12 protein-coding genes are annotated in these 12,618 nt (G+C 33.8%); 4 read left to right on the plus strand and 8 right to left on the minus strand.

Translation table 11 applies throughout. From position 1 onward, the window contains the following. The first annotated feature begins 88 nt into the window (after window positions 1–88). Window positions 89–406 carry an antibiotic biosynthesis monooxygenase family protein gene (locus BK821_RS02815; protein WP_046838030.1) on the plus strand — a complete coding sequence of 106 codons (318 nt, stop codon included), beginning with the start codon at window positions 89–91 and terminating at the stop codon, window positions 404–406. Window positions 407–503: 97 nt separating this feature from the next. On the opposite strand, the gene BK821_RS02820 is transcribed toward BK821_RS02815, so the two are convergent. The 6 genes from BK821_RS02820 to BK821_RS02845 form a co-directional block, all read right to left on the minus strand. Continuing rightward, on the minus strand, window positions 504–1,427 hold the full coding sequence (locus BK821_RS02820; protein ID WP_071331135.1) for an AEC family transporter: 924 nt from the start codon (window positions 1,425–1,427) through the stop codon (window positions 504–506). 644 nt (window positions 1,428–2,071) lie between these two features. Further along, complete coding sequence (locus tag BK821_RS02825; protein ID WP_083390150.1) at window positions 2,072–2,581, minus strand: DUF4064 domain-containing protein; 510 nt, start codon at window positions 2,579–2,581, stop codon at window positions 2,072–2,074. Between the two features lie 258 nt (window positions 2,582–2,839). Next, on the minus strand, window positions 2,840–3,295 hold the full coding sequence (locus BK821_RS02830; RefSeq protein ID WP_046838027.1) for a MarR family winged helix-turn-helix transcriptional regulator: 456 nt from the start codon (window positions 3,293–3,295) through the stop codon (window positions 2,840–2,842). Window positions 3,296–3,320: 25 nt separating this feature from the next. Continuing rightward, window positions 3,321–4,754: a YhgE/Pip family protein gene (locus BK821_RS02835; RefSeq protein WP_046838026.1), complete on the minus strand. Its 1,434-nt coding sequence runs from the start codon at window positions 4,752–4,754 to the stop codon at window positions 3,321–3,323. Between the two features lie 221 nt (window positions 4,755–4,975). After that, window positions 4,976–5,464, minus strand: coding sequence for a peptide-methionine (S)-S-oxide reductase (locus BK821_RS02840; protein WP_046838025.1), 489 nt, complete (start codon window positions 5,462–5,464; stop codon window positions 4,976–4,978). Between the two features lie 149 nt (window positions 5,465–5,613). Further along, a complete protein-coding gene (locus BK821_RS02845; RefSeq protein ID WP_046838024.1) occupies window positions 5,614–6,687 on the minus strand; it encodes a M20 family metallopeptidase in 1,074 nt (357 codons plus the stop codon). Between the two features lie 222 nt (window positions 6,688–6,909). Between BK821_RS02845 and BK821_RS02850 the strand changes: the two genes are divergently transcribed. The 3 genes from BK821_RS02850 to BK821_RS02860 are packed head-to-tail and all read left to right on the plus strand — an operon-like array spanning window position 6,910 to window position 10,552. Next, window positions 6,910–8,349 (plus strand): NAD-dependent succinate-semialdehyde dehydrogenase, encoded by a 1,440-nt coding sequence (locus tag BK821_RS02850; RefSeq protein ID WP_071331136.1) that lies wholly within the window; start codon window positions 6,910–6,912, stop codon window positions 8,347–8,349. Between the two features lie 22 nt (window positions 8,350–8,371). Then, window positions 8,372–9,760 carry a glutamine synthetase family protein gene (locus BK821_RS02855; RefSeq protein ID WP_046838022.1) on the plus strand — a complete coding sequence of 463 codons (1,389 nt, stop codon included), beginning with the start codon at window positions 8,372–8,374 and terminating at the stop codon, window positions 9,758–9,760. 24 nt (window positions 9,761–9,784) lie between these two features. Continuing rightward, complete coding sequence (locus BK821_RS02860; RefSeq protein ID WP_071331137.1) at window positions 9,785–10,552, plus strand: SDR family NAD(P)-dependent oxidoreductase; 768 nt, start codon at window positions 9,785–9,787, stop codon at window positions 10,550–10,552. Between the two features lie 149 nt (window positions 10,553–10,701). On the opposite strand, the gene eutH is transcribed toward BK821_RS02860, so the two are convergent. Continuing rightward, window positions 10,702–11,937, minus strand: a complete 1,236-nt coding sequence (eutH, locus tag BK821_RS02865) for an ethanolamine utilization protein EutH (protein WP_046838020.1) — start codon at window positions 11,935–11,937, stop codon at window positions 10,702–10,704. Window positions 11,938–12,053: 116 nt separating this feature from the next. Continuing rightward, the gene (locus tag BK821_RS02870) at window positions 12,054–12,617 is read right to left on the minus strand and encodes an ANTAR domain-containing response regulator (protein WP_046838019.1); all 564 of its coding nucleotides are present in this window, start codon (window positions 12,615–12,617) and stop codon (window positions 12,054–12,056) included. Window position 12,618: the final 1 nt, after the last annotated feature.

Below are 12,618 nucleotides of genomic sequence, written 5' to 3' on the forward strand. Positions count from 1 at the left end.
AAATCAAATGCTTTAAAAATTCCGCTAGAGAAAAAATTTTAAAAGTGATAGCATAAATACCATATTTAATTTTTTAAGGAGGTCCATCATGTTTATTACTGAAGTAGCATTTTCAACAACTAAAGAAAATGAACAAAAATTGTATGATAAAGTCGAAAAAAACGCCAATGAATTAGTGGATGTTGACGGCTTAATCGATGCAGAGGTATGGACAAAATCTAAAGGTGATGAAGTCGAGTACGTTATTGTCAGTAAGTGGCAAGAAAAGCAACACTTCCAAGCTTGGGTTTCCAGACCATCTCATGTGGCTGAACATAAAGAAATGAACAAAAAAGCTAAAGAAGGGGACAAGCCTCAAAGCCCGTTCAAAAAAGTTTTGAAACAATATACAGTTGTAGAATTTTAAGTTAAATATGCCTCATGAACTTCTACAAATAAAAAGGATAACACCATCTTATCAGATGAGTGTTATCCTTTTTGAGTTTGCTTAATATACAAATTCATTAAAATAATATCTTAGAGAGATATATAACTACAACAACCGTAATCGCACTAAATAAAGTGGATAAAAACACCAATTCTGCTGCAAGTTCAGGATTATTATCATATTCTTGCGCAATGACCGAACTATTTACTGATGTTGGCATGGCTGAGGCAATAAACAAGGTCTGGGCAATAATGCCTTCTATCCCCATAAACTTAATAATTACAAGCCCAATTAACGGACCAATGACCAGTCTAATTAATATATATATGTATGAGGCCGACAATTTCAAACTAAATTTAATGTTCGCAATTTGGGCTCCAAGTAATAATAAGGCAATCGCAATCATAGCGTCAGCGACATAGTTTGCTGGCGTCCAAATAAATTTGGGAATGGGTACATGATTATAATTCAATATAATTGCTAGTAACAAAGCATATAATACAGGCATTTTAAAATATCCAACCAAAGCTTTTAATTTACCGATTTGTACAGATTGAATAGCGAAAATACCGTATGAAAATGTAAATATATTTTGCAACGAAAGCACAATTACTTGCACTGACATTGCTAATGGGTCTCCCTTAAACACTAAGTCATTTACAGGAACTCCATAATTTCCAGAATTAAAAAATAAAATACTATTGGTCAGCGTCGTGGCTTCCCCTTTGTCGCCTTTCCTCAACTTCGTTATTACACGCCCTAAAATATACAATACCAGCATGTAAATTATAAAAAATACAACAATATAAAATAATAAACTTAGTTCAAATTTTGTTTTGTAAAATTTAACAAAGATAAACCCTGGCACAAAAACATATATGTTTAGTTTCGCTAGTGTATTTAAGTCTAATGTAAATTTCTTGTGTAAAACAAAACCTAAAATGATCATGATAAAAATGGGCAATAGTACAGTCTGCAAGATGTACAACATTTCACTCATAGCATAACCCCCCTTAATCGAAATTATACATGAGAATATACTGTTTGTGACTAAAACACTCATTTTACAACATAGTAATTTTAAGTATTCTAGTAGTCATTCAAAAATGTTTCACGTCAAACACTCCCATTTGACTTACAACTTCGTATATCTATTTTTCAAAAATTTATAATCTATCAAGAAATCACATTAATCAAGACTACCGTAAGTCTTCGGGAAGACAAGTGTTAGTCTAACTTGGTGTGTATAGCTTTACTTTTCCATAATAATTAGACTTGCATCTCCCCTCCCCTATCTAGTGAGCTGTTTTGTTCCTAACATTTATTTTTTTCTTTTCTTTTCTTCCATAATAGCCATTATGATAAAACCAACTATCAATAATGGAGATAACATCACTAATATCATCATTTGACTCACCTCATTTATATAAATAATTATTTAAATTTTAACTAAGTACAATGCTTAAAAATATCATAGCGTATTTTTCTATCTTAAGTCATCTGCTATGACAATAATGTCACTAAAGATACATTAATTCTGTTATTTTAATAATGTATTTATCTATCAAAATCTCTAATTAAAAAGCCTAGAATGCTCCAATTGGCATTCTAGACTTTCTTAAATTAATTATATTTAAATTCTAATTAATACTTATAATTATTATCTCGATCATTTTGGTGTTGAGATGCTGATTGTTCCTCTTTATCCAAATATTCTAAATCATCATCTTGTGTATGAACTTTATTATCATCATTGTCGTTTTTAGGTTTTCTAACTAGTAGCATGATACCAGCTACAATCCATAAAATTGCATTAATCCAGTTTCCTAATATAGAAACAACACCCACAATAATTAACAAAACTCCAGCCAATTTTGCTTTCTTACCAATAAGTGTAGCAGCAATAATTGCTATGATAAGTACAATAATAGAGAATACCAATCCAAATGTAATTAGACTACTCAATATATCCAATATCTCTGTACTGTCTTGTTTGGTGAAACTACTATCTTGTTCTTGCATACTTTGAACTACTGTATCTTTAAAGTCACTATTCCCCATTAAAGGTAAGAAAAGTGCCATAGCAACGACTCCGATTAGCTGCAAAACAATACCAATCCATGAAAGTACACGCTCTATTGTTCTTTTTATCATAATAAAGTCTCCTTCAAATCATTTTTAGGTAATAAAATTAAGACATTTAACCTCACACTCTATGCTTAATTTCAGTATACATTGAATAACTAACATTATATATGTAAAATGTTATAAATCTAAATATTTTACTAGCAAATAGCAAAAGTATGCACCCAAATACTACAAAAAAACTGACAGAAGTTCAAGCCATTTCAGACTAGGACTCCTATCAGTTTTAGATTCAAATAATATTCCCACTTTTACTATTTGTTAGTATTAACTTTTGCTTTCTCGAAAAACTTCATCAATATGCGTCAACTGATCTACAAACTGTTCTATCTCATCCGTTGTAAATTTATTCCCTAAACGTGCTTTCACAGCTTTTGTTATCACAGTAGTTGCTTCTTTTAAAAATGCTTCACCTTCCGAGCTTAACATTATCAACTTTATACGTTTATTGTCCGAATGCGCTCTTTGAACATATCCCATATCTTCTAATTTAGCCACACGTTTAGAAGCTGCTGTCTTAAATATATTTTGCAATGTTGCTAATTCATTGATGGTTACTTTACCTTCGGTCTGTATAATTCGCATTGCTTCAATTTGTTCTCTAGAAAGTAAATTTGCTAATCCAGTTTCTTTAACGATTTCGACTATTTCTTTATTCAAACGCAACATGACTACTTGAAATTTATTAATCGCTACTTCAATCGTTTGATCAACATTTTCCATATGTTACTCCCCTTATTTCTGAACTTTACTTAAATTGCATTGAAAACGGCACTCTATCTCTCTTATTAAACCATAACAATACCAAGTATTGTAATAACATCATACCTACAATAATACTTGTCAATACAACTATGATAAAGGCAAAGCTAAAGTGTCCAGCATTCGTAAAGATTGCTTCTCTATAACCTTGAATTGCATATGACATTGGTGAAAATGGGTGGATCCATCTAAAGAACTGTGCTGATTGTTCAATCGGGAACATACCTTCACTAGAACTTAATTGTAATATCAATAACAACATAGATAAGAATAAGCCAATTCTATCTAAAAATAAACCTAAGAATGTCGTAATTGTAATTGAAGCAATTGCCCAAAGCAATCCGACCAATATAAATTTACCTACATTGTCGATAGACATGTTGAATACAAAGATAACCCAACTACTCATAAGTAATGCCGTTAACGAACCTTGGATGATATACAATAACAATTTACCTAAGGCTTGTTTCAATGAAGATACCCCTTTATCAACTGTTTTTCTCAATGGATATATCGCACTGAATGAAACTGCTGATACAAATATACTTACACTAGCCATATAAGGAACGATTGTCTCACCATATTTATCTGCATGTGTAGGGTTGTTTTCATTCACTTTTGTCACATTATTTAAAGCCTTCTCATTTTTACTTTCAAAAGCTACATTTTTTTGCTGTGTAACTGAACTATCGATTTTCTCTTTTAATTTATCATTATTAGCTTGTAACTGATTTAGACCATCTGTCACTTGCTGATTACCAGAAATTAATTGTTGTGCTGGTTGACCAACTGAAGGTGCCAATTGTTTAAGACCATCTGTCACTTGTTGATTGCCATCAATCAATTGTGACTCTGAGTCCGACATTTTACCTAGAGCATTTGATGTATCTTCATAACCAGATTTTGATTTCTTAGCACTGGCAAATAATTCATCTAAGTAATTTGAACGAATATTATCTTTAATCGTATCAGTTACTGTATTAATCGCTTTTTGTGCTGACTGACTACCTGTATAACTAGATCCAGGGTTAACTTGTGTTTCTAAATTTATCTTTTTAGGATGTTTATCTAATAATGTTGTCGCATTATGAGAAGCATCTTTAGGGACGATAATCGTACCTACACTATTCCCTTTTTTCAATTGTTTTGAAGCTTCTTTTTCAGAAACCTCTTGGAATTTAAATTTATCATTATCTTTTAACTTATCAACTAAATCATCACCAATCGATACCTTTTTACCATTCAATTTTGCAGATTCATCATGGTTAACGACTGAAATTTTTAATTGATCTGTTTTGTCGTATGGATCCCAAATTGAACCAACAAACAGTGCAACGTAAAGCATAGACACTATAGCAACTGAAAAAAGTGCCACAACTAACATTTTATTTCTGAATATAAACTTGAACTCATTAAACATATTTTGACTACCTTTCCTTTCTATTGTACACCCCGTGTACCATTAAAATAAAATTATACCCACAGCATCAAAGTTCCTTTGCAATGGGTTTTAAAGATATAATACTACACCTTTTCTACGTCGTGTGCACTATTCACCATACATGGTACACCCCTTGTACATTCACAAATAATACGCCCTTTAAAATCATTTGTCAAGCATATAAAAGCAATATTTTCAGGCTACGATTTACCGTTTCTTTTGTATTTTTTCATTAATTCTATTGGGATGTGACAATAATCTTTAGGAAACTTATCTAATCTATCTTGATGTACTTCTGAGCTTTTCACATAGTTTGTTAATGGTAATACCTCAACAGCAATACGTTTACAATCAGCTCTTTTTGCAATAAAATTTTGAGCTTCATTCAAATGCTGTGATTGCTCACTGTAAACACCAGTACGATATTTTAAACCTACATCTTCACCTTGTTTATTCAAACTATAAGGATCAATAATTTCAAACAGATGTCCCATTAATACTTTAACTGTCACCACTTCAGTATTAAATGTAATTTTCACACATTCTGTATAACCATCGTAAACACCATCGATCGTTTGAGATTTTCCATTTGCTCTCCCTGCTTCTGTGTCAATTACGCCAGGAATTAACTTAAAAAATGCCTGGACACCCCAAAGGCATCCTCCTGCTAAATATATTGTTTCTTTCATTGTGAATCTCCTTCCTTCGCATTTAGTGACGTTATGACAAGCGATGAGCATACTGCAATATGACTATGCGCTATACGTAAGTCTTTATATTCATATCCAATAAAAATAAGGAGCCATGTTTATATACCTCCTCATTTATTATCTATCTTTTAGTCATTAAATCTTTTCGCAAATGAAACTAAGGTGTCTTTAAAAGCCTCTATAGATTCTATATCTGCATATTCACCATCTCCATGCCAGGCGCCACCACTAGGTCCAAATTCAATAGCAGGTACATGATACCTTGAAAAATACCTTGTATCTGCATAGCCATGTTGCCCAAAAATATCCACAGAACTTTCACCAGTCATTTGCTTTATATGTTTTATTAATTTTTGAATATACACGTCATCTACATCATTTTGGACAGCTGCACCTTCTAAGTGAATATCAATATGACCATCCATAATACTTTCAATTTCTTTTATAATTTGTTCTTTATTTTGTGTTGGTAAGTAGCGGATATCAAATGATATATGGCATATATCTGGCACCTTATTATATACATCTCCAGCATTAATTTTAGCTAAATTTATAGAAGGTTGGTCGTAAACCTCTGTAGATTCCTTAGCAAATGGTAAGCTAATAAGCTGTTGATATAATTCAAAAGCTTTTACGACTGCATTTTCTCCTTCCCACGGCCTACTACTATGTGCTGAAGCACCTCTTAATTCAATATCTATTTGTAAGATCCCTTTCGCTTGAAAACCAATACCAAGTTGAGTTGGTTCTGCACAAATAACAAAATCACCTAAATAACCTTGCTCTGTTAAATAAGCGGCACAATTATAACCACCGATTTCTTCATCAGACATCAGCTGTAATTGTACTGTAGTCTCATTCAAATCGCTTTCTTGAAGCTCAGTTAAAGCAACCATCATTGCACTTACGCCAGCCTTCATGTCAGCTGTTCCCCTGCCATATACTTTACCATCTTTAATTTCAGGGCTAAATTGGCTTGCCTTACCACTGACGACATCGACATGTCCATTTAAAATAAGCTTCTTGTCACCTTTACCTACATTACAAACTAACATTTGATATCCATTATTCGATAATATCTCAGGATGAAGTGATGCTTCTTTTAACCAATCATAACAATATTGTATGGTGTCATTGGCTCTTTCTTTAGTAGAGCTATCAAATGCTATGAGATCCAATAATAAATTAAGTGTTTTCGTCATAATATACATTTCCTCCTTCGATAGTAAATTCTTTCAAAGTATAATTTAATGATTGAAAATTGACAAGGTTTTGAAAATTTAGTAAACTTCAACTAAATTAAATGCATGCGTTTTCAGTCGATGCATTATTTTAAAAGTGAATACTTATTGAGCAATGAGGCTTATATAACACATCTATAGGATGGTTATGTAGGTCTTTTTTTATATTAAGGGGGATATTAAATGGTCGAAAAATTTAATTACAATTGGATTAACGGTGAAAAAGTTCATACAGATCAAACGACAGAAGTGATTAATCCAGCGAATGGAAATGTCATCGGTCAAGTACCAAGCATTGATGAAAATAAGGTAAAGCAATCCATAGAATCAGCCCATCAAGCATTTAAAAAATGGTCAAAATACACTGCAGAGCAACGTGGAGATATTTTAAATCAATGGGCTACCAATTTGTTGAACAAGCAAGATGAACTTGCACACATCATGAGTGAAGAACAAGGTAAACCGTTTGCTGAAGCATATGGCGAAATAGGTGTATGTGCAAAATTCATAAAATGGAATGCAGAAGAAGGAAAAAGAATTTACGGAGAAATTATTCCTCCGTCTTCACCTCAACAGCGCATCTCTGTTATCAAACAGCCCGTTGGAGTCTGCGGTCTCATCACCCCATGGAACTTTCCAGGAGCAATGATTGCCCGTAAAGTAGCGCCAGCATTAGCTGCAGGTTGCACAGTAATTGTAAAACCTTCAAGCGAAACACCAAGAATTGCTATTGCAATATTTGATGAATTAATGGCCACAAATATCGATAAGGGCGTGGCTAATATCATAACCGGTCGCTCATCAATGATTTCTAATACATTATTTAGTGATCAAAGAGTACGTAAAATTTCATTTACTGGATCAACTGCTATTGGTAAAACGTTAATGAAACAAGCAGCAGATCAAGTGAAACGAATTTCATTAGAACTTGGCGGCAATGCCCCTACAATTGTTTTACCAGATGCAGACTTAGATAATGCTGCTGATGCAATCGTAGAAAATAAATTCGAAAATACAGGACAAATGTGTAACGGAATTAATACAATTCTCGTGCATAAAGATATTAAATCAGCAATGACTGAAAAAATCGTTGCACGTGTTCAACAGTTGAAAGTTGGTCCTGCAACTGAAGATGGTGTTCAAGTTGGCCCACTAATTAACGCTGCTGCAATTGAAAAAGTAGAAAAATTAGTCGCAGATGCACAAGATAATGGTGCTCAAATTGTAACGGGTGGTCAAAAATCAGCTATCTCAGACTTTGGATTGTTTTATGAACCTACCGTTATTACCGACGTAAAACATACGATGGCAATTGCACAAGAAGAAATATTTGGTCCTGTAGCTCCAATCGTTCAATTCGATACTATAGATGAAGCAATCGAAATTGCCAATGCGTCCCAATTTGGCCTTGCAGCTTATTTCTTCACTAATAATGTTAATACTATTTACAACATGAGTGAAAATCTTGAATTTGGCATGATTGGTGTCAATGGCACGCAACTTAGCGTACCTCAAGCGCCTTTTGGTGGCATTAAAGAAAGCGGCATGGGACGCGAAGGTGGACATCATGGCTTAGATGGGTTCCTAGAATTAAAATATATTTCATTATCGTTGCAAGACTAATTACTCAAAGGAGTTAGATATTATGACTGAATCAAACATAACTGGAAGCATTACTAAAGATAAGTTACTCGAATTAATAAAAGAAGAAAAGATTGATACTGTCGTACTTGGATTTTGCGATATGCAGGGACGTCTTATGGGAAAACGTATCACAGGTGATTTTATTTTAGAAAATGATATCTCAGAAGGTACACACTTTTGTAACTATTTACTAGGTACTAATTTTGAAATGGATACAAATGATGGATACGAATATATGAATTGGGACAAAGGCTATGGAGATTATTTAGCTAAACCTGATTTGGACACTTTGAAAGTAGTACCTTGGCTGGAAAGAACAGCTTTAGTATTTTGTGATGTTTACACCGTGGATGGCGAAGAAAAAATTGAAATTGCCCCACGAAATATACTCAAAAAACAAATTGAAAAAGCTGAAGCTCATGGTTTATCTCCACATATGGCAAGTGAGCTTGAATTTTATTTATTTAATGATTCTTTCTCAAATATTAATAAAAAAGGATACAGCCAATTAGAACCAGCTGGCCATCTAAATGAAGATTATAACTTATTGCAAGGATCTAAAAACGAGCCAATTTATCAAGAAATTAGACATCAAATGCATCTTATGGGCATTGTCATTGAATCATCTAAAGGCGAAGCTTACAAAGGACAACATGAAATTAACTTAAAATACTCAAATGCATTAAAAGCTGCCGATCAGCATTTAATGTTTAAACATGGCATGAAAGAAATTTGTATTCAAAATGATAAATCCGTTACTTTTATGGCTAAACCATACGAAGCGTGGACAGGTTCTAGTGGTCATATCCATCTTAGTATGATGGAAAAAGGTACACACAATAATGCATTTTACAATGGTGAAGACGCTGAAAATCCAATGTCCGAAACTATGCGTCACTTTTTAGCAGGCATCATCAAATACACAAGAGATTTTGCATTAATGTTTGCACCATATGTGAACTCCTATAAGCGTTTTGCACCTAACTCATGGGCACCAGTCAGTATTGCGTGGAGTAAAGATAACCGTTCTGCTGGATATCGAATGGTAGGTTGTGGTAATGCATTAAGATTTGAATCTCGCATTGCAGGCGCAGACATGAATCCCTACTTGGCATACTCTGCATTAATCGGTGCTGGTTTATATGGTATAGAACATAAAATACCACTTTCCGAAGAATTAAAAGGTAACGCATATAACCAAGATGACGTTGAACGTATACCTTCATCTTTACATGAAGCTATACTCACTTGGAAAAACAGTGATGTAGTTAAATCAGTGCTTGGCGAAGATGTCGCACAACATTATTTACACGCCGCTCAAACAGAACAAAATGATTTTGATTCATATGTAACGACATGGGAGCGTTCAAGGTACTTTGAACAAAGCTAATTGATAATAAGGAGGAATAATCATATGAGATTACAAGATAAAGTATGTATTATCACAGGTGCTGGCGGAGGTATGGGCCGAGTTGCCGCACAAATGTTTGCGAATGAAGGTGCCAAAATTGCCGTTTTTGAAAGAGATGCACAAGCTGGCCAAACAACTGTAGATGAAATTACCAAAAATGGTGGCCAAGCTCAATTCTTTAAAGTAGATATTGCCAATGAAGATAATGTTAAAAATGCTGTAGAAGCAACAGTACAAACATTTGGAAAGATTAATGTATTATACAATAATGCTGGCGTCATGCCAGAAGCTGATAATTCAGTTGTAAATACAAGTGAAGACGTTTGGGATTTAGTCATGAACATCAATGTTAAAGGGATTTTCTTAATGACCAAATATGTGATTCCCGAAATGGAAAAAAATCAATCAGGCTCTATTATTAATATCGCTTCATTTGTTGCCCAAATGGGTTGCTCAGTCCCTCAAGATGCTTACACTGCTTCAAAAGGCGCAGTTGTATCACTTACGAAATCATTGGCTATCCAATTTAGACCTAAAGGGATTCGCACAAATGCTATCAGTCCAGGACCTATAGAAACACCATTACTTATGGAATGGCTCGTTTCTGACGAAGACGCTAAAAATGTACGCTTAAATAGACAACCCGCAGGTCGTTTCGGTAAACCTGAAGATATCGTAAACTGCGCTTTATACTTAGCTTCTGATGAGTCTGATTGGACAAACGGCGCTAATATTAACGTTGACGGTGGTATTACCGCTAACTATTTCTAAAACAAAAAATATTTCAACAACATAAAACAGCTTATAAACTACCATTCAGGTAATCTATAAGCTGTTTCAATTTGTCTAACAGTAACTGCGACTACCAAACACACAGCTATAACCGATTTTCACAAAATACTTTATACCATGATTAAATGTTATTTTTTAATATATTCATCTGGGCCGATAATCCCTGACTGTCTATCAATAGCTTCAAGCTTCCTTGCTTTTGGTAGACAAAGTAAGTAGGCAAAGATAATTGCTAGCACCCCTGCACTCAACTTTCCTACTAATACTGCTGGAATTAATGTCGGTTGGAAGTTGGCAGTATAAGATAAATGATCTCCTAATAAGAAAGCCGCACATACACCGAACGCAATGTTAATCACTTTATCCTTAGGTGGCATATCTTTAACCAATTTAAACATCGCTAAAATATTAGCTATTGTTGCTATAATGCCAGCACTTCCTACTTCACTTAAACCAACTTTTTTACCTGCCTTAGTTAAGATGCCAGAAAAATATTTCCTTATCAAGTACACCATTGGGAATGCACCTGATAACATAATAGCAATATTACCTGCATTTTCTAAGGCTCTAAAATTATCTTCTTTATCAGCCATAATGGGATCAAATCCCCATACGCCAAATACGTGTGTGAAAAACCCTGTGAAAATTTCTACTACTGAAAAAACAAATACCAGTTTAATTACAGTATCAAGTATTTTACCAAAAATGATAAATAATTTAATCATCATATCAGAGAAGAAATATAAACCTAGCGCCGTTACAACTACAAAAATAATCAATGGTAATAAATTCAAAAATATCGACGTAAAACTTATTGAAAATATATGGGATGCTGCTCCAGCCGTCTCAATGGCCGTACGCACCTTCATATGACTGAGCAACATAATAGTCGTTGAAATAAATACACCAAATGGAATTGCTAGTAATCCAGACATAATACCTAAAGCCATGTATTTATGGTCCCTTTTATCTAACATCGGTAAGCCTAACGGAATAGTAAAGACAATAGTAGCACCCGCCATAAATCCAACAACCATCGCCATAATCCAACCTTCATAACTTTGCTTTAAGACTTCCGCCAGCTGATACCCTCCCATGTCGGTAGCTAGAATAGATGTCGCTGCAATCGCAGGATCCGCACCTATTTTATCAAACATAGGTCCGAATACATTTTCAATAAATTTGGAAATAAACGGAATAGAAGCCATAATCCCAGCAGAATTCGCAAATATCGGCCCTATCGTATATATACCTTCCATAAATTCTTTACCTATACCCTTTTGTGCATTTCTAATTGCGCCAAAAGCCCCCATCACCGCACATGCCATAATAATATAAATAATTATCGTTCCAATATGTTCCATAACTCATCCACCCCATAATTTACAATTTCATATAGAAAACAAAAAGATGCCTATCGGTTGTACCAAATAAGCATCTTTGCTTTAATATATTCACTTTTAAAATTTACTTTTCAATTTTATTGACTAATAACTTTTCGCGCTACGATATCAATACCCACTTGATTATCCATGCTCAGTTTCCTAAGCTTTTGATAGGCCTCATTTTCACTGATTTTAAGCTGTGTCATCAGATGTCCTTTGGCTTTTTCAATGATTTTTCGATTTTCAATCTCAATATAAGATTGTTCGATTTCATTTTTTAATGTTTTCATTTTATCAGACTGTGCTAATGCAATTTCGACTGCTGGTAATAATTGTGATTCTGAAATAGGTTTGACGATATATCCTACAATGTTAGGTTGCTTTGCTTCTTCTACAAATTCACTTTGACTATATGCAGTAAGTATCAGGATAGGTATGTCTTCGTATTTCTTTCCAATAATCTTACTTGCTTTTAGCCCATTTAACTTCGGCATTTTAATATCCATGATAATTAAATCTGGCTTAACCTTTTCAGTTGCTTCAATTGCTTTTTCACCATTGCTAACTGCAGAGGCAATGTCATATCTTGCTGCTTTTAACATTTCCACAATATCTAAACGAACAATTGATTCGTCTTCAACGACCATAATTTTCTTCATA

This window comes from Staphylococcus sp. LCT-H4 (assembly GCF_001866145.1).
GTDB lineage: Bacteria > Bacillota > Bacilli > Staphylococcales > Staphylococcaceae > Staphylococcus > Staphylococcus succinus.